The sequence below is a fragment of the Marinobacter sp. NFXS9 genome, from assembly GCF_040148665.1.
GTDB classification, from domain to species: domain Bacteria; phylum Pseudomonadota; class Gammaproteobacteria; order Pseudomonadales; family Oleiphilaceae; genus Marinobacter_A; species Marinobacter_A mangrovi.
In genome coordinates, this window is sequence record NZ_JAGDDW010000001.1 from 501,226 (window position 1) to 520,590 (window position 19,365).

Here is a 19,365-nt window from a genome sequence, read left to right on the forward strand (position 1 = left end):
GTCACCATGCTCTGGATATTGCTGGCCGGTATAACCGCGACCGCCTTGTTGATGGGGCTAGCCTGGCACCGTGCGTCGCACATCGGTGAGCGGTTCAAACACCTGGAAGCTACGCTCGCCCGGGTCGAGAATTCGGTACGTAAACGCGAATTCGAGCGCATCGAGGCCGACAACCGGCGCCTGATGCTGCAGGACTCCGTCGATGGCGGCACCGCGGCGATTGCCGTCCTGCACCGTATGCTGAGCGACACCACCTTCCAGGCCATCGATCGCCTGTCCGGCGACGACCGGATCCGTGAAAACAGCCTGCGTGCCCGGGAAATCCACGACGACGTCTCCACCCGGGTGTATCGCTCCATACGCGTCGCCAATCGCCAGATCCACTCACTGGCGGACGTCATCATCCGCCTGAACCGTCGGCGCCAGAAGAACGACGGCGATAAAGACTGAGAACGCTTCTCCTTTGGCGGGCAACTGAATAAAATCCAACGCTACCCTGTTTATTTCGGAGACTCCCCGCCATGTCGTACTCCACGGATGCCTCGTCCGTGCTGGGAAGCCTGCGCCGGATTGAATCGAGCAAGCTGTTCCAGACGTCGGTTATCGCCATCATTATCCTGTCTGCGCTCGCAATCGGCGCCAAGACCTATGACCTTCCCGAGGTAGTCGAACAGTCCATCCTCTTCCTGGATGGTGCGATCACCGTGTTTTTCCTGCTGGAGATCGTCTTCCGTTTCGCGGTGTATCCGGACAAGAAACGCTTCCTGCTGGATGGCTGGAACCTGTTCGACACCATCGTCGTGGTGGGCAGCCTGATCCCCCTCGACAATTCCGAAGCGGTCCTGCTGGGGCGGTTGTTGCGGGTGTTCCGGGTGCTGCGCCTGGTGTCGGTGATCCCGGAACTGCGCTTCCTGATCAACTCCCTGCTCAAGGCGATTCCCCGTATGGGCTACATCGCCCTGCTGATGTTCATCATCTTCTACATCTACGCCGCCATGGGCTCGCTGTTCTTCGCGCCGATCAACGAGGATCTGTGGGGCGACGTGGCCGTATCGCTGCTGACCCTGTTCCGCGTGGCGACGTTCGAAGACTGGACGGACGTGATGTACGAAACCATGTCCGAATATCCGCTGAGCTGGCTGTACTACATCACCTTCATCTTCCTGACGGCATTCGTGTTCCTGAACATGATGATCGGTGTCATCCTGGAGGTGATGAGCGCCGAGCAGAACAGTCGCGAGGCCGAACAGGCCCACCGCGAACGGGACGACATGGCCCGCAAGCTGGATGAGGTGCAGCAGCAGTTGCAGGCGTTGACGGAGATGGTGAATCACCGGTTGCCGGTGCGGGACAGCGAGAATCGCTGATCGGTATAGATGGACGTGAGCTCCCGGCATCCCAGTGCAACGAGCTTTGCGGCCACCACCGCTTTAAAAGCCTCTCTCCCCTCAAGGGAGAGAGGCTTGGAGAGAGGGGGACGAGGCGAAAGCTTCGCCGGGATGCTTGTGAGCCTGATGGGCGCCTGGTGGCGCCTCCCCCTCTCCCCGGCCCTCTCCCGCGAGGGGAGAGGGAGATATAAGCCTGCAATTCTGGAATGCAGAATCGTAGGTTGTGATGGGTATCGATGGACGTGAGCTCCCGGCATCCCAATGCAACGATGCTTTGCGGACGCCGCCGCTTTAAAAGCCTCTCGCCCCTTGCGGGAGAGAGGTTTGGAGAGAGGGGGACGAGGCGAAAGCCTCGCCGGGATGCTTGTGAGACTGATGGGCGCCTGGTGGCGCCTCCCCCTCTCCCCGGCCCTCTCCCGCGAGGGGAGAGGGAGATATAAGCCTGCAATTCCGGAATGCAGAATCGTAGGTTGGGCTGACGCAGGAAGCCCAACAGGCCTGTCCAGCGAGACCCGATGTCCCATCGCCTCCTTCCATTTACTCCAGATCGCCGTATCGGATTCAAAGGCAAACACGGACGAAGGCGAGGCCTATGTTGTTGGGCTTCCTGCGTCAGCCCAACCTACCGGGGGACCATAATAACTATGCCTCCAACGCCGCCCGCAACCCGGACGTCCGCGTCACCCCACGACTGATCGCATCCTGGAATACACCCTCATCCGGCAACAGCAGGCTGAACCAATGCCGCGCCCGGGTGATGCCGGTGTAGACCAGCTCCCGGGTCAGCACCGGATTGCGCCGATCCGGCAGGATCAGGCACGTGTGCACGAATTCCGAGCCCTGGGATTTGTGGACGGTCATGGCATAGACCGTTTCGACCGCGTGCAGGCGACTGGGCAGCACCCACTTGATCCGGCCGCTGCCATCGTTGGCCGGGAACGCCACACGCAGGACCTGCCGGTTTGAATCGGCCGCCTCACCGGTCACCGGAACCGACAGGGTGATCCCGATATCCCCGTTCATCAGACCCACGCTGTAATCGTTGCGGGTGACCAGCACCGGACGACCGGCGTACCAGCCCTCGGTCGCGCCGATCAGACCACGGGACTGGAGCGCGCCGGCAATCAACGTGTTCAGCCCCTCCACGCCCAGCGGCCCGCGCCGCAAGGCACACAGGACCTGGAACTGGTTGTGGGCTTTCAGTACCGCATTCGCCCACTGATCCAGCTCGGTTTGGTCCGCGCCCGGCGCCGGAGCTGTTTGCTTCATCACCTGCAGGTAATGGGCGTAGCCCTGGGGCGATTCGATACCGCTGCCCCGTCCCTGCCCGGCTGCCGGGAAGGCTTCGGCACCGCCGGAAATACAGTGCTCGGCGATCACCGAGTCGCTGTCTCGCGGTAATCTTCGGCGAGCGATGTCGGGATAGTCTTTCTCAAACAACTGCGACACGTCCGCCGGATTCACCGGGGTGTCGCCCGTGCCGGCCCGGTTTACGGCCCTGGCCAGCTGGCCGATGCCGCTGTGTTCGTCAAAACGATAGCTGCGACGCAGCAGCGTAATGCTCTGGTCCAGTGCCGAACCGTCTTCGGCGGCGAACTGGCGATCAATCCGACAACCGGTGATCGATTCCAGCCATTCCAGCGTGGACTCGCGATAACCGCCCTCACTGGCCCGCTGACACAAATCCCCCAACACCGCGCCGGCGTCCACGGACGCCAGTTGGTCCTTGTCCCCCAGCAGGATGATCCGGGCGTTCTCGGGCAAGGCGTCGAGCACCTGGGCCATCATTTCCACGTCGACCATGGATGCCTCGTCCACGACCAGGACATCCACCAGCAGCGGATTGTGGCGATGATGCCGGAAGCGCCGCGATCCCGGGATGCTGCCCATCAGCCGGTGCAGCGTGGTGACTTCGGTCAGGATCGCCTGGCGCAGGCGCTCCCCGTCGCCAAAAGCCGCCAGGTCCAGCTTGTCCACGGCGCCCGCGATGGATTCGTTGAGCCGGGCGGCGGCTTTACCGGTGGGTGCCGCCAGGCGGATGACCAGCTCTCGGTTCTCTTCCGGGCGATTCATAGCCACGTGCTGCAACGCTGCCAGGAGTCGCACGACCGTCGTAGTCTTACCCGTCCCCGGACCACCGGTGATCACACTGAAACCACCCCGGGCCGCGTTGGCGCAAGCGACCCGCTGCCAGTCGGTGTCGCTTTCCGGCTTGGCGGCGCCAAACAGTCGGGTCAGGGCTTCTTCCAGTAACTGGGCTTCCTGGGAACCGGTCGTCTGGATCGGTGCCGCCTGAGCCAGCCGCTGCGCAATCTGGTTGGCAATGGTCTGTTCATAGCGCCAGTAGCGGCGCAGGTAGAGCCGGAGGCCGTTCCGCACCAGTGGCTGGTTGGTTTGAGTCTCTGCGTCGGCACCATTGGCCACCAGCAATGGATGATTCAAGGCCTGATTCCATTCGGCCTCGGACACGCCGAGCAGGACTTCCGACGGCAGCAGGCGCTGCTCCGGCGCGTCCTCGTTTTCTGGCGGTAGCGACAGCAGCGCGTCGTAGCCCTGTCGGTTCATGGTCGCCAGATCCAGGCAGACGTGCCCGCGACCCAGTTGGTGGGACGCCAGGGCCACCGCCATCAGCAGCAGCGGGTCGGGCGCCTGCCCTGCTTTGACGGCTTCATCGTGCAGCAGCGTGACCAATGACAGGTCGAGCGCGCGCAACCATTCCAGATCCACCCACTGGCGCAGGATCGACAGCACCGTCTCCGCATCCTTCAGGGGCGCGTCGTCGAAGGCGAACATCTGTTGTGTGGTATCGGTGGTCATGGTGCTTCGCTCGCTGTGCCCGTCACGGATTCGCCCCGGAACAGGCGATCCAGTGTGTCGATCAATTCCCGATCCGGCCGCTCGCAGAACACGCCCCGGCTTTCGGCCTGGTTGCCGCGCAGGAACAGGTAGACAGCGCCGCCGATGTGACGGTCGTAATCGTAATCCGGTAGCCGGGATCGCAGGAGGCGATGCAGGGCCAGGAGGTACAGGCAGTACTGCAGGTCGTAGCGGTGCTCGGCGATGACCTCGGCCAGCGCGTCCGGGTGGTAGTCCGCATCCTCCGGCCCGATGTAGTTCGATTTGTAGTCCGCCACGTAGTAGCGGCCGTCCTGTTCGAACACCAGATCGATAAAGCCCTTCAACATGCCGTTGAGCTGGAGCGGCGACGCCACCGGGCGCTCCCGGCCGCCCAAGGTGTGGTGGCGGACGACGGCATCCAGCTTGCGCACGTCCAGGCTCTGGCTGGCAATCCAGAACTCCATCTCCGGGACCATCCGGGGCTCGTCCGCAAAACGCAGTGTTCCGGCGGTGCCATCCGGCTGAACCGGTAGCGGCAGGTCCGCCTGGATCAGGTCGGTCAGCCAGTGTCCCAGGGGCTGCGCCCAGGCGTCCCAGCCGCGGATGCTGCAGCGTCGGGTCAGCCATTCCTGCATCACCTCGGGTTCGGCCAGAACCCGGACAAAGCCGGTTTCTGCCGCCCATTCCAGCACATCGTGCAGGAAGGTGCCGGGGCCGGCGCCGCGGTAGAAACGATGCAGTCGCCGCTCTTGGGTCGAGGGCGTGCGCAAAGGTTTGAGGGCCACCGCGGCAGGCGCCTCGCTTTCCTCGGAGAGGCGCTCCGCGTCCGGGGTTTCGGGTTCGCGAGCGTCGGCTGGGAGCCCACTGCCCGCCTCTGTCTCGGTATCAGGCTGCTGATAGCGAATCGCCGAGTAACTGGCGATCCACCAGTGCTCGCCCGCCTGACGAACGGGTGTCAGGGCCGGCCCGGGCTGCCGCGCCGCCTCCGGCTGATACCGGGTATCGGACGCCTCGGGCTGTTCGACGACGGCAATGGCCTCGCAATCGCCGGCCAGCTGCCGGAGGCAGGCGGCCCACTCCGACTCGCCGCTGTCGTCGAAGGCACCGAGCGATGCCAGCGCGCCCAGCGGTGTCTCCTTACGCAGGAAAGGCGCGCCGACCCAAGTGGCGTAACGGGCCCGGGTCAGGGCCACGTATAGTTTGCGGATGTCTTCGCCGAGCCGTTCTTCGTCGGCCATGGCCACCGCATCACCGTCAGGATTGAACGACAGCTGTCGACGGCCCTCGGCGTCGTGCCAGCGAATCGGTGACTGTTTCGGGGTGACGGGACGGGCGCCGGAGGCAAATGGCAGGAACACCAGCGGGTATTCCAGTCCCTTGGATTTATGGACGGTCACCACCTGGACCAGATCCGCGTCGCTTTCCAGGCGCACCTGACGGGTTTCCGCGTCTGCGCCGGGGTCGGCGATCATTTCCTCGAAGTGGCGAATCAGGGCCTGTTCGCCGTCGATATGCTGGCTGGCCTGTTGCAGCAGCTCGGCGATGTGCAGCACATCAGTCAGCGCCCGTTCGCCGTTGGCCTGGCGCAGCAGGTGCGCAGCCACATCGAACGTCGACAGGATACGGCGGATCATCGCCAGCACGCCCTTGTCGCGCCAGATCTGGCCCAACTCGCGGAAGCGTTCGATTTCCGATTCCCAGGCCAGTTCGTCCTGGCGAAGGTGGTCCAGGGTGTTCCAGTCCAGGTCCAGTGTGGCGGTGGCCAGTGCGGCCCGGACCGGACGCTCCCGCTCCGGCTCGGCGCAGGCTTCCAGCCACAGCAACACGTCGGCCGCCTGCTGCGTGTCCAGCACGGAAGCACGGTCCGACAGGTAAACGCTTTTCACGCCCCTTTGTGCCAGTTCGCCCCGCACGGCGTCGGCCTCGCGGCCGGTGTTCACCAGCACCGCGATATCGCCGGCCTTCAAGGCGTCCAGTTTTCCATTAGCATCCCGAAAACCGGCTTCGCCCCGTCGGCCCAGATTCAGCAGCCGGACGATTTCACTGGCGGACGATGCGGCGATGCTTTCCACGGTTGCGTCCTTGGTGCCGGCTTCATCGCCGTACCAGAGAGTCAGCGCCGGCGGCCCTTCGCTCGCCACTTCAAACCGCTCCTTCCGGCCCTGGGCTTCGACGGCATGGAATGGCAACGGGTTGATCCCATCGCTGCGCCGGAAGCGGAACGCGCCCTTGCCAGAGACGGACTCGCCCTGCTGGAAGATCTGGTTGCTGGCCGTCACCATCGCTTCAGCCGAACGGAAATTTCGGGCCAGCGTGTAGTGGCGCCCGGCCGTGGCGTTCCTGGCTTTGAGGTAGGTGTGGATGTCCGCGCCCCGGAAGGCATAGATCGCCTGCTTGGGGTCGCCGATCATGAAGAAGCCGGTTTCCGGCCGGTCGTCGGGCACCCGGTAGACCGCATCGAAAATCCGGTACTGGATCGGGTCGGTGTCCTGGAATTCGTCCACCAGCGCCAGCGGGAACTGCTGCCGGATCGCCTGGGCCAGTCGTTCGCCGCCCTCGCCTTGCAACGCGCTGTCGAGTCGGGTCAGCAGGTCATCGAAGCCCATCTCGGCACGACGCTGCTTTTCCTGTTCCAGACGCACGCGGCACCAGCCGGCGGCCTGGCGCACCAGCATCTCCCGTGGGATCTCCCGTTCGCGTTCAGCCGCCAGGTCGTCCACCGCCTTAACCAGAGCGGCGTCGGTCGGCGGCGTGCCCTTTTTCCAGCACTCGCTGACGCCTTCGGAGGTCAGGCGCTCCCAGAGTTTGTCGCTTACTACAGGCAAGGCGACGCCTTCGGTCTGCGACCACTCCAGCAGCCCGTTCAGCCAGCCTTCGAGCCAGTCGGCGCGTAGCTTTCGGCCATCCACTTCCTTGGCGGCCTTGGCCCGCTCAAAGCGTTCCCGGAAATCGGCGACGGCCTCCGGGATGGCGGGCCGCAAACGGTCGAACAGCGCTACCCGCTCGGCCATGGCCGGCTCGATCAGCGACTGGGGATCGGTCAGTTCGTCATTGGATTCCACATCCGGACTGTTCACCAGCGGGCGGATGGCGTCGTGCAGCGCATCCGGCGAGGCAATGGCCTGGAGATAGGTTTCCACGGCGCTTTCCGACAGCGGATTGACGAAGGTGCGCCAGTAGTCGCGGACGACTTCCGCCTGCAGCTCGGAGTGGTCGGTTTCCAGGGTCTGGTGAAACAGACCGCCGCTGTCGAAGGCGTGCTCCCGCAGCATGCGGTAACACCAGCCGTGAATGGTGTGCACGGCCGCTTCGTCCATGGATTCCGCCGCCAGTTCCAGCAGGCGCGCGTTGGCGGCCCAGCTCTCATCCGGGCAGGTATTGCGCAGGCGTTTGAGCGGGTCGGTTTCGCTTTCGCGCTGGTTGGCATCGATCAATGCCGGATCCGCCCGGAACAGGTCCGCAGCCTCAGCCAGGCGCGACCGGATGCGGTCCCGCAGTTCCTTGGTGGCGGCTTCGGTAAAGGTCACTACCAGGATGTCCCGGGGCGTCAGCCCGTGGGCGTTGTCGGCGATGGGCTCGTGGCCGAGGATCGCACGCACGTATAGCAGCGCGATGGTGAACGTCTTGCCCGTGCCGGCGCTGGCCTCGATCAGCCGGCTGCCGTGGAGCGGAAAGGTAATGGGGTCCAATCGGCGGTTGTCCATATCGCTCATGCCTTATCCTCTCCGCCGGGTTGATCCGCTTCGTTGTGTACATTGGCCCAAATAGGCCGGTACAGGCGGTCGGTCAGCGCTGCAAACCGGCCGGTCGCCCGAAGACTGTCAAAATCGGGATACAATCGTTGCAGGTAGGGGCTCTCGTCCACTTCACCGTTTCGTTTGAACTGGGGCTCATAGGCGCCCTGGGCCGCGCGGAGCATGCCCTCCTCCCCTTTCTTTTCGGCGGACAGCCAGGCGAAGGCCGTCTTGGGCGCGACCGGGAACGGGCTCAGCAATGCGTCCAACCAGGCGTGCATCAGATCTTCCAGGGCGCTTTCCGCCCGGGTTCGATCCAGGGGATTGAAGGCCACATCGCCGGCCTGACTCACCACGTGGGTGGTCACCGGCGCCGCCACCGCGTTGGCCGCCAGGTGCTGGACCCAGGGCCGAAGCAGCTGATGCCAGCGATAGCGGCGATCCGGCGTCGTGATGTTGCTGCTGCTCAGGACGATCTGGAGGGGGCGGCCGTCGTCAGCAAAGCGCAGATCCCGGACCCAGTCTTCCAGCACCAGGTGGTGATCGCCCCGTTCTATGCTGATGCGCACGGGCCTCAGCGATTCCACCTGCGGAGCGGACGCCAGCAATTCGCGATAGCGGCCGTACAGCTCGGGCAACGGCGCGATGGCCTGACGCACCTGGAGTGAGGCGAGTCCCTCCGCCAGTGCCAGCTCCCCTCGCCCGACGGCCCGATGGGCGGCCTGTCGTAGCTTGTCGGTGAGCTGATCCGGATCGGTTTCGTGCTGGAGCACGTCCTGCACGAGATGGTCGGTGAGCTGCCATCGGCCGAGGCCATCCAGGACGATGGGTTCCTCGTCCTCGCTGTCCTGCGAGGCGCGCTCAAAATAGACGCCCAAACGCTGCTGGAAGAACACCGCAGACGGCTGGCGCAGGAAGCGAGCCAGTTCGGTCAGGCCCAGCGGTTGCTCGAAGACGGTTTCCGGCAGGCTTTCCGGCCAGACGTGTTCATCCGCACTCTCCTCTTGATCGCCTTCCAGCGCTGCCCGCCATTCCTTCGCAAACGTAAACAGTGGCGAGTGCTCATCCGGCGACGGGAAATAGCGGGTGCTGAAGGGCTGCAACGGATGCAGCGTGGTCAACGTCTTCGTTAAGGGATCGTCGCCCTCGGCGGGACGACGGACCCGGTCGATATGATCGCGCAACTGGGCGATCAGCACCGACGGCGGCCGCTCGCTGTTGTCGTGAATGCTGCGCCCGACCCAGGACACGTAGAACTGATCCCGCGCCGACAGGAAGGCTTCCAGGAACAGGAAGCGGTCGTCCTCCCGCCGGGAGCGATCGCCGGGGCGGTAATCCCGGGCCATCAGGTCGAAATCCATGGGCGGTTGGGTGCGCGGGTAGTCGCCGTCGTTCATGCCCAGCAGGCACACCCGCCGAAACGGGATCGCCCGCATCGGCAGCAACGTGGCGAAGTTCACCTTGCCCGCCAGGAAGCGTTGGCTGAGGCCGCCCTGGTCCAACCGCTCCAGCAACACGTCGCGCACCACGTGCAGCGGCAGCGGATCGTCCAGCCCGGCCTGTTCGCAAGCGTCGAACCACTGGTCCAGCGCCGCTTCCAGTTGGCTGAACAGCAGCACGTCCTCGCCCTCGGGTTCGCCGAAGAAGTCCCGCAGCAGCTGGTGCAGCACGGCCACCCAGTCCGCCGGCGCCCGGGATTCGCTCAGCCATTCCCAGTATTGCTGCAACTGGCGAACGAAGGCGTCGAGCTGTCCGGCCAGTCGGCTTTCCAGGCCGCCCACTTCGTCGTAGGGCTCGATGGCTTGCCACGGCTCCCCTTCCCCCGTGGCGTAGCCCAGCAGCATACGGCGAAGACCAAACAGCCAGGTGTTGCGGAACAGATCCGGCGGCAATTCCAGAGAGGCGCGGTGACGGTCGTCCAGTCCCCAGCGGATATTGGCGCCCCGAATCCAGTCGTGCAGCTGGGGCAGATCGTCTTCGGTCAGGCCGAAACGGTCGCGCAATAGCGGCACGTCCAGCAGATCGAGCACGTCGCTGACCGCGAGACGGGATTCCGGCAGCGACATCAACGCCTCCAGGGCCGCCACAACCGGCGACTGGTGACGCTGACCCTGATCCGAAATGGTGTATGGAATGTAGCGGTCGTCATCCGGATCCAGTTGGCCGAATACCGCCTCCACATGGGGCGTATAGGCGTTGATGTCCGGCACCATGACGATGATGTCCTGGGGCTGCAGTGTCGGATCGGCGCTGAAGGCAGCCAGCAGCTGATCGTGCAGGATTTCCACTTCCCGCAAAGGACTGTGGGCGGCGTGGAACACCAGCGACCGGTCGGCGCGATCGGCCTCTGTCGCCGGGCGTTCGCTTTCATGCACCGGATTCAGGTTAAGGATGTCGTTCTGCAGATCCTGCAGCAGTGAATGGCCGTCACTTTCCCGGAACAGGTCAACGCGATCCAGCCAGTGGGCGTAGCTCTCCGGCACATCGTAGTGGTCCAGCAGGCGAATATAATCGCGCCCCTGCTTGCCCCACGCGGCCAGCAACGGATTGGCGTGCAGGTGCAGGTTGTGGTCGTCCAGTTGAACGGGCATGCCCGGCTTGCGGGCCCGGCGCTGGCGTTCGGCCCGCAGCAGATCCTTGTCCTCGATAATATCCGCCCAGTGGTACTGGCAGGGATTGTGGACGCACAGGATGACCTGGCAGCAGCGGCCCAGCGCGCTCAATACGTCGAGTGTTTGCTGAGGTAGGGACGACAGACCGAAGACCACCACCCGCCGCGGCAGATGAGCCGGTCGGCTATCGCCATCCAGTTTGGCCGCGGCTTCCAGGAAACGGGTATGGACCTCGGCCCGGCTGGTATTCGCGCCGCTGCCTTCGATATCGGCGATCAGGGCCCGCCACAGCGCCGGCTGCCAGAGTTGTTCGGCCGGTACGGCGCGCTCCTCGGAACCGCGGACATGCAACACATCCTGACCGTCAGCCCAGCTTTCCAGCCAGTCGGCCCGGTAGACCTGGTATTGGTCGAACAGGTCCGCCACCCGCTCGGCCAGTTGGTAGCGACGCCGGGCTTCCTGACCGCCTCTGAGGAAACGCGCCAGAGGTTCATAGCCTGGTTGAGTCACCAGTTCCGGAATCAGGCGCATCAGGCGCCAGGTCATGCGGTCCTTGTCGAACGGCGATTGCTCGGGAACGGCGTCTTCGCCGAGAACGGTCCGGTAAACCTGCCAGAGGAAGCGTGAAGGCAGCAGGAACTGCATGGCGGCGGCGATGCCATTGCCCGGCAGCGTCGGGTCGTCCTCGTCCCGGGCCAGCGCCAGCTTGAGCCACTGGGCGATGCCGTTAGAGTGGACCAGGAAGACATCGTTCTCGAGTGGATCCAGCGGAAACGTGCGAATAAGTTCCACCGTCACCGCACGCAGATCTTCCAGCTTGTTGGCATGAATGACCTGAAAACCGGTCGGTAGCGCTGGCCTGTCTACTGCTCGCATTCTGGTTCCCTGGAAGGCTTTTTCCCGATGATACCGACCCGAAACGCCGGTGTCCGGGTTGGCGGGCTATTTTTGGAAAATGGCCAGATTAACACAAGCTGAATAAACCATAATAAAGAAACTTTACGCTTTATATTCAGCAGGTTGTCGATTCTTTTCAAGACGATCAAGACCACGCGAATTTGCCCTAAACCGATGCCTGTGCAACGTTGAAAGACACGTACGGAAAGTCTGCTGGATCGCCGGCATCGACAGTCGCCGGCAGGAAGGCTCCAAAAAGGAGGATTCGTTATGTTGTATTGGGCACTGGTGTGTCTGGTTATCGCCATCATCGCCGGCGTGCTGGGCTTCGGCGGCATCGCTGGTACCGCAGCCGGGTTCGCCAAGATCCTGTTCTTTATTTTCTTGGTGCTGCTCGTGGTTTCGGTTCTTGCCAACGTCTTTCGTGGCCGGGGACCGCGTCCGTGACGTGACATAGCGAGTCTGGCCTGCTCCTATTAGGGCTGCCTATAGGAGCCGGCCATTTCGAGGCTCACCATCCCAGTACCCGTTTGTTCTTGGCAACCTGCTCTTTGGATTTAGTTTCACGGTGTCTGGAACAACTGACTCAACTCAGTAAATCCCTAGATACATTTCCTGTTGAAAGAAACTCCTTAATGATCGCCTTTACTATCCCGGAATCCTCGCAAACTAGCCTTGAATCCCACTCATTGCCAAGAATAGAGACTGTTTCATCGTTGGCCAATCCACTCGTATTTGTAAAGGTTCGAACAATATAATCATCGCTGGTATTTTCCCCAAGCGAAATAACTGACTTACTCCCGTCAGTTTCCACCTGTAAGCTTTCTGGGCCTATTTGATCACCATCAACCATATCCAATGTCACCGAGCCTGATTTTTCTAAAATCAAGTCGACAGTTTCCAGAACGCTTTCTAGCTGCACATCATTAGTGTTGCCACCTTGTGCATTTTCACCACTTCCGATTACCCAAGAAAATGAAAACATTATTTCGCCTTTTTCACAGATTTCATGCCAGGTTGCCAATATAGAGTATTTCCTGTTGCTTCCTCATACACTGTCAATGATTTCAACTCAGCCTGTTTTGCCATCGCAGCTATATCACCACGGCAAAATCCACAAACAGCTTTCCCTGTTACAGTTAACGTCATATCTGCCCCGGAGGTTGCGCCAGCGTCAAATGCTTGTTGTATCGCCCCAACTTCAGCATGCGCCGTGCCCATATTCCCATTGGGAAGCACCTTTCCCGATTGGGCACTCTTCTCGGCGATTCGTTCGGCAATTAATGTTGGCTGGTCAACATTCGCACCCGCACGCGCAGTCTGGTTAACGTCGCCAAAAACCGATCCATTCACGCGAGCTTCTGCGGTGACCACTGGTTTAGCAGCGTTTGGAACAGCGTCAGCTGCCTTCAGTTCAAGCCCATCCACCCGACTCGGAGCCGTATCCTCAAGGACAGTCTGACTGTTCAGATCAGCATCACGCCAGATACGCCTCAGACGCTGTTTCCGAACAGCTTTGCCAAACGCTTTAACGGTTTTGCCCAAATGAGTAAGCCGGCCCGCATGGCGGATTTGAGTACCGGCGGCGCCGGCCGCACCGACACCGCCTGTGGCAACCGCCAGTATGGCAGTGAGTATCACGTCAAAAGCCACCGCCCCGGTGAAGTAACTGACTTCGGTATGGTGCTGTATGGCGGCGTAGTCGGCCGCAAAATCGGTGAAGCTTTGCCGGAGTTCGGGATCCGCCATCACCAGGTTGGCGAGGTCATAGGCTTCAGCGATATCCTCGCGGGAGATGTCCGAAGGGTCGAACCCCAAATCCTCAACCCAGCGTCGGTGGCGGGCCTCTTCATAGTTCGCCTGATAGGACTCGAACCAGTGTTCATCCGGGCTTCCCTCACTGGCCGCCCATGCGGACTTCAGGCCATCCAGTATGGTTTGGGTGGGGGAGGACAGATCGGACACGCCGGCCACAAATCGGATAAGCCCCATCCCTGCATCTGAAAACCCTTGGGATACGGCGCCAATGCTCACCAGCCCGCGCCGATACCAAGGCAGTTGCTCGTACTCCCGGGCGAGGTCTTCGGCCTCCTTTCTTTCCTGATTGAGCAGTCCTTCCAGGGCTGCCTGGATTCCCCGGCGTTGCTGGCTGACATCACCATCGGAGGCATCCGAACTCAGGCGGATTGTAGCAAAGCGCCCATTCAGTCCCTGGATCTGAGCCTCGCCATGGGCATCCAGAGTGCCTTTGACGGTCTCCTGATCGGTACTGAGGATAAAAGGAAGATTCGCCACGCCCGTGCCGTCGGGCCAGTGGTAAGCCAGCTTGACGTGGTAAGGGCCTGATCCCGGCAAAGGTGTTTCCGCGACGGGAGGTTCTGGGGCAGGATTAGCGGGCTCGACGGCCGGTGCCAGGGAGTCGGAGCGGGCAAACGCACCACGCGCTCCGGTTGGCCAGTGCTGTTGGAGACGATGCCGAAGTGCTGGTGGCAAGTCGCTGCGCAGCAGGTCGGGGCTTGCCTCGGACTCCGTGAACAGTTCAAACCCGGGCCCATAACGGCTGGCGAGCACAAGACGCCCGTCCTGCAGGTCGTCCAGCAGCTTTCGTTTCTGGGTGTCGGTCAGGTTGCCGCTTTGCGAAAAATCCGCATCCGGAGGCAAATCGATATGGTGGCCCTGGTAGCCCCGGGTAAAGTAATCCCGGGCGACATCCACGGCATTAGATGGATACAACAACCTGGGCAGTATGGTTTCGGTAAAGCCATAGCCGCCCGTGACGTAGAGCGCGTAGGACATTGCGACTGCTTCCTTGTCCTGTGTGTCCTTGGGTCCTTTTTACAGCACTGGGAATGCTATGGCGTTGTTGGTGGGATGGCAAGTGGAAGGGATGAGGTAAGCAGACGCCTCGAGGAAAATCTCAGATTTGCCTGCAACGGGCATTTCAGCACTTGCCCCTTCATTCTCTGGGGAGCAAAAGGCAAGACTTGACCCCGCGCACTCCCTGACCCCGCGCAACTCCCTATGTGTCAATTGGGCAACTCGTTAACACTATGAGCCAACTTTGTTGCTGGCGAGGCAGCTATCCTCGCACTGAAAAAGCAGAGGAGAGTACCGAGTGCAGCAACCCATCAAAACTGAACAGAGATCCAACATCCAAACCACGAAATAGCCTATCAATCTTCTAAAAAATTTCGGAACCGGTCCACAGCACGAAATCCACATTCGCAACTACGGAACGTAGCCTGCAGTCGAATGCTTTTATACAGTTTCAATCTCTGCTCTCTCGCCTCTTCAGATTCTGGGTCTTCAGTAAATGACCCCGAGTCGATCCCGATCGTCAGGTTCAGTCCCTCGACCACAAGAGCTCTATTTTTATAAGTTTGAAAAAGCACCTTTTCATCTGGCAGGTGAGGTATCAATTTTGTGGACAATAAGCTCTTACCAGGTTTCGGGCTCGCGTGATTCCAAATCAGGTAACGATAATGAAGCCCGTGCGTCCTGCAGAACTCGGCCGTTTTCAAATGCGACAAATCGAGCCCAAAGCATGGTTCCTCTATGTACTCGCTAACATTTATCCAGCGATCATCGTCCTTAATAAAGCTCCAGAGGTATTCTCTAGCAGTTTCGTAATCTAATTCAGGCTCATTCTGACCTTTCAAAGGGTCCTGCTCTGACAGATAATCTCTGAAATCTTTTTGTAAGAGCCTAAGGAAACTCTCCGTTTCCGATCGGTGCTGGATGAAAGGGAAATGTCCGTACATTGGATCTTTTCGCTTATACTCCACAACCCCAAACGCTTCATTCCTACTAAAAACAACATCAATATCGACGGGGTAACCCAGCCCGTTATTCAAAAGAATCCTTGTGACCAGTAGACGATTTAGCTCCTGCTCAGACAGCGCCTCAAAATGCTTCCTGTAAGCTTCATTATCTCTCGGTATCTTGCTTTCCGTGTAGTTGCGGTTTACCCATCCTTTTTTTTTGAGACGGAACTCAACCTTATCCTGATATGCTTTTGATGGAGATATCTGACCGTCACGATACTCCAAAACATTGACATCGAGGCCGACGGTTTTTTCGCTCTTTGCCTTCAGGCAAGCATGAACCTCGATCACCTTTTCTCCGCAAGTCTGGGTCAAAAATTCAATGAACTTTGCGTTTGCGAGCGAATCGTCATGAGGGTTATCGCTATCGATAATTTTCCACCAGGTCGTTGGCTCCCATTGCCCTCCCGTTCGAGCCCACCCGAACGAAAAAGAAGTGCCCTCCTTCATCCTTGGCACCAAGGATCTTTCGAAGAACTGCTCTTGCAGAATTCCCTCTATCCTCTTCGGCTTTTCATTCGCCAATAGCAAATCGACATAAACTGATTTGGGTAGATCCATCGCAAACCGCGCAATTTGTGGCTTCGTAAAGATAAGTGACTGACAACACTAATTGATTTAGACGTGGATGTTTAGCACGGGTTTAATCTTCCACTTCCGAGGCGGCGTCAACACGTCACACCGATACAAAATAACAATCATAAATAATTATTTAATCGATTATTTGTATAGTAAAAAACCGAAATTTGGAATAAGGTAGTGACATCACGTCACACGTTTGACCCAGAGAGACAGATGACCAAAACCAAAGATAGTCGAGTTGTACTGGACATTGAGCAAGAGCAAAACTCCAAAGACCAAGAAAATCTGGACCTGCTCAACAAAATTCTAGAGATCTACGACCAGAAACAGGTTGCCGAGTACCTGAACCAACATGGCGGAGAAGATCGCTGCCGCGAAACGATAAATCGTTGGGTAAAAGGCAAGCTGGTGCCTCGACTCTATCACTCCGAGTACGAGGCGCTCCAACGGCTTCTTCCACCGAAACCTGAACACTATGGGAATCCTGACTTTACGTTTATTGATCTATTTGCGGGAATTGGTGGAATCCGTAAGGGCTTTGATGCTATCGGCGGTGAGTGCGTGTTCACATCGGAATGGAACAAGTATGCAGTGCGAACATACAAAGCGAACCATTACTGCGATCCCAAGCGACACTCCTTCAATGGCGACATTCGGGAAATAACTTGGTCTGACAGGGCTAACGCCAGTGAAGAGGAAGCGTACGATAACATTCGCAAATTTATTCCCGATCATGATGTTCTATTGGCAGGATTTCCATGTCAGCCCTTCTCTTTGGCGGGGGTATCGAAGAAAAACTCTCTTGGCAGGAAGCACGGGTTCGAATGCGATGCCCAAGGCACTCTATTCTTTGACGTTGCACGAATCATAGCGGCTAAGCGTCCCCCAGCTTTTGTCCTGGAGAATGTCAAAAATCTCAAAAGTCACGACAAAGGCAAGACGTTCCGGGTGATATGCGAAGCCCTCGACGAGCTGGGCTATGACGTTGCTGACGTCGACGCCCCAAAAGGCAGAGATCCCAAAGTCATAGATGCGGCAAATTTCGTTCCTCAGCACAGAGAACGTATCGTACTTGTTGGATTCCTCAGAGATCTGAATGTCCACCAAGGGTTCACACTAAGAAATATCGAGCAGCTCTTCCCGGCTCAACGACCCAAATTCGGCGATCTGCTGGAGAAAGACGTCGATCCCAAATACACCTTGACTCCAAAGCTTTGGGAATATCTGTTCAAGTACGCTCAAAAACATAGAGAGAAAGGAAACGGATTCGGCTTTGGTTTGACGAGGCCAGACGATACAGCTCGGACGCTTTCAGCCCGCTATCATAAGGATGGATCAGAAATACTTGTTGACCAGGGATTTGATGATAGCCAAGACTTTTACAGCACTCACAATCAGCAAGAAGCTCATCGGCCGAGACGGTTAACTCCTTCCGAGTGTGCGCGTTTAATGGGATTTGACCAACCCGGAGAGAGCAAATTTATCATTCCAGTTTCAGATACTCAGGCATACAGGCAGTTTGGCAACTCGGTTGCAGTGCCTGTTTTCGAAGCCGTGGCAAGGCTAATGAAAGACAGGATTATGCAAGGAAAACTGAAAAAAGAAGCTCTAGAGCGAGAGCGGCCCCAAGTTGAAATGGAGCTGGCCGTTTAAGCCTCCAATTCGAGTTTGTCTAGCGAAAAGGATTATCCATGACCTTACTCTCGGACCACTTCGCTGGCGTTTCTGCGAAACGCCTCAGCGCGGTGGAGACAGAGCGTCATACATCAAACCAGCATGAATTCAACGGCACCAGCGCGATGAAACGCTATCTTGGCATGGGCCGCCAGCGTTTCCTCGCCCGTTTTTTTTATCTGGGTGAAGATGAAGATGACCGCTTGGTGATTGATGATACCGTTACCTGGTATGACGCAAGGGAGAACCACCCTACCCGCTCGGAATACAGACTCTATTTCAGCGATAATGAAGTAATGAACAGAGCAGCCGCGGAAGACGTGCTGATCGCTTCTCTGTGTCGCGATGGAGCTCTTGTTCTACTGGTTGTTTCTTCTGATAGCCCTTTGCTTGAGTCAGTTCTTTGGCTATTCGGCCTTCCAGGCCTTCCCGGAACCGGTTTTGAAACTATTGATCCTTCAACAGCAAAGAGTCAATCCTCCTCCATTTTCGCCAGTATCGCCGAAGAAATCGGACTGGAAATTGAGAACGAGAGTGGAGACCGATGGCTCGATTTGCTTCTGGACAGATTCGGGCTTCAATTTCCATCAACTCGAGCCCTTTCAGCTCTCGCTCTTGAAACTCTCGGAACAACTATCAACGCAATTGAAGCGCCGGATGCTGCTCTCATAACCTTGATGGACAGGGAAGAAGAGCTTTTTCGAGAACTCGAACGCAAAATCGTCAGCGATCACCTGAAAGCAAACGCGGCATCATGGAGCGACGATGTTGATGCCTTTGTTCATTTTTCTCTGAGCGTACACAACCGTCGCAAATCCCGCGCTGGACATGCCCTCGAGAATCATCTCGAGTGGACGTTTTTCCAGAATGATCTGCATTTCAACCGAGGCGCCCACACTGAGGGCCGCTCAAAACCGGATTTCCTGTTCCCTGGCAAGCAGTCTTATCAGGACCCGACTTATCCAGCTGAGCGCTTGACCATGCTCGGGGTCAAGACAAGCTGCAAGGATCGTTGGCGACAGGTCCTGAACGAAGCCAAGCGCATCGATAAGAAGCATTTGCTGACCCTTCAGCCCGCTATATCAGAGCACCAGACACGCGAGATGGAAGACTCCGGACTGTCCCTCGTGCTACCAGAATCTCTGCACACGTCGTATACAGCCGAACAGAAGTCCGGGTTATTAACCCTTAATGAATTCCTCTCAGTCGTAAAAGATCGCCAGCAATGGTCGACAAAGTAGATCGACACACGCGCTCGCGCATGATGTCCGGGATTCGGGGAAAAGACACCAAACCAGAATTGGCGGTCAGATCATTCCTGCATCGGCAAGGCTTCCGATTTCGTCTTCACAAGGGCGATCTGCCCGGGAAGCCGGACCTCTTCTTGCGTCGATATCGGCTGGCAATCTTTGTACATGGCTGTTTCTGGCATCGTCATCAGGGATGCTTCTATACCACCAATCCGGCATCCAGACAGCAATTCTGGTCTGAAAAGTTTGAAGCAAATCAGCGAAGGGATTTGCTTAACCGGGAGCAGTTACTCAAGGAAGGGTGGCGAGTTCTCACAATTTGGGAGTGCGGTCTAAAACATAGAGCAGACCGACTTTGCGAAATCACGGAGTTTATTAAAGGCCCGGACAAAAGTGGAGAGTGGCCTGAAACGCCTCCCAGAGTCAGGAGCGCGCAAACCGAATCTCGGGCCCCCAAGGCTCCTTCTCATTCGGACTGAATGTGGCGCCCTTCTTCTAGTTCTCGGCAGCAAGGAGAGCTTTTTAATCTTTCGCAATGCTGACCTGCCCCCAACTTTCTAATCCAT

The 19,365-nt window shown here is 58.8% G+C and carries 12 protein-coding genes; 6 read left to right on the top strand and 6 right to left on the bottom strand.

The annotated features are described in order from the left end of the window. Window positions 1–6: 6 nt before the first annotated feature. Window positions 7–450: a hypothetical protein gene (locus J3364_RS02195; RefSeq protein ID WP_349556332.1), complete on the top strand. Its 444-nt coding sequence runs from the start codon at window positions 7–9 to the stop codon at window positions 448–450. 71 nt (window positions 451–521) lie between these two features. Next, window positions 522–1,367 (top strand): ion transporter, encoded by an 846-nt coding sequence (locus tag J3364_RS02200; RefSeq protein ID WP_203141017.1) that lies wholly within the window; start codon window positions 522–524, stop codon window positions 1,365–1,367. A gap of 663 nt (window positions 1,368–2,030) precedes the next feature. On the opposite strand, the gene recD is transcribed toward J3364_RS02200, so the two are convergent. The 3 genes from recD to recC are packed head-to-tail and all read right to left on the bottom strand — an operon-like array spanning window position 2,031 to window position 11,448. After that, on the bottom strand, window positions 2,031–4,205 hold the full coding sequence (gene recD / locus J3364_RS02205; RefSeq protein ID WP_349556335.1) for an exodeoxyribonuclease V subunit alpha: 2,175 nt from the start codon (window positions 4,203–4,205) through the stop codon (window positions 2,031–2,033). Beyond that, a complete protein-coding gene (gene recB / locus J3364_RS02210; protein WP_349556778.1) occupies window positions 4,202–7,930 on the bottom strand; it encodes an exodeoxyribonuclease V subunit beta in 3,729 nt (1,242 codons plus the stop codon). Before recB ends, recD begins: the two co-directional genes overlap by 4 nt. 5 nt (window positions 7,931–7,935) lie before the next feature. Further along, on the bottom strand, window positions 7,936–11,448 hold the full coding sequence (gene recC, locus J3364_RS02215) for an exodeoxyribonuclease V subunit gamma (RefSeq protein WP_349556337.1): 3,513 nt from the start codon (window positions 11,446–11,448) through the stop codon (window positions 7,936–7,938). 291 nt (window positions 11,449–11,739) lie between these two features. On the opposite strand from recC, the gene J3364_RS02220 reads away from it, so the two are divergent. Continuing rightward, window positions 11,740–11,916, top strand: coding sequence for a DUF1328 domain-containing protein (locus J3364_RS02220; protein WP_123634477.1), 177 nt, complete (start codon window positions 11,740–11,742; stop codon window positions 11,914–11,916). Window positions 11,917–12,055: 139 nt separating this feature from the next. Here the strand turns inward: J3364_RS02220 and J3364_RS02225 are convergent, their stop codons facing one another. From J3364_RS02225 to J3364_RS02235, 3 genes are all read right to left on the bottom strand, one after another. Next, a complete protein-coding gene (locus J3364_RS02225; RefSeq protein WP_349556339.1) occupies window positions 12,056–12,493 on the bottom strand; it encodes a DUF6911 family protein in 438 nt (145 codons plus the stop codon). Further along, the gene (locus J3364_RS02230) at window positions 12,454–14,265 is read right to left on the bottom strand and encodes a cytidine deaminase-like fold-containing protein (protein ID WP_349556340.1); all 1,812 of its coding nucleotides are present in this window, start codon (window positions 14,263–14,265) and stop codon (window positions 12,454–12,456) included. The genes J3364_RS02225 and J3364_RS02230 overlap by 40 nt, the downstream gene beginning before the upstream one ends. 377 nt (window positions 14,266–14,642) lie before the next feature. After that, a complete protein-coding gene (locus J3364_RS02235; protein ID WP_349556342.1) occupies window positions 14,643–15,854 on the bottom strand; it encodes a hypothetical protein in 1,212 nt (403 codons plus the stop codon). Between the two features lie 234 nt (window positions 15,855–16,088). Here J3364_RS02235 and dcm point away from each other — a divergent pair, with 234 nt between their 5' ends. Genes dcm through J3364_RS02250 form a run of 3 tightly spaced genes read left to right on the top strand, consistent with a single transcriptional unit; the run spans window position 16,089 to window position 19,278 of the window. Further along, the gene (gene dcm, locus J3364_RS02240) at window positions 16,089–17,528 is read left to right on the top strand and encodes a DNA (cytosine-5-)-methyltransferase (protein WP_349556343.1); all 1,440 of its coding nucleotides are present in this window, start codon (window positions 16,089–16,091) and stop codon (window positions 17,526–17,528) included. Between the two features lie 38 nt (window positions 17,529–17,566). Continuing rightward, the gene (locus J3364_RS02245) at window positions 17,567–18,790 is read left to right on the top strand and encodes a type II restriction endonuclease (protein WP_349556345.1); all 1,224 of its coding nucleotides are present in this window, start codon (window positions 17,567–17,569) and stop codon (window positions 18,788–18,790) included. Window positions 18,791–18,813: 23 nt separating this feature from the next. Continuing rightward, complete coding sequence (locus J3364_RS02250; RefSeq protein ID WP_349556780.1) at window positions 18,814–19,278, top strand: very short patch repair endonuclease; 465 nt, start codon at window positions 18,814–18,816, stop codon at window positions 19,276–19,278. Window positions 19,279–19,365 lie beyond the last annotated feature (87 nt).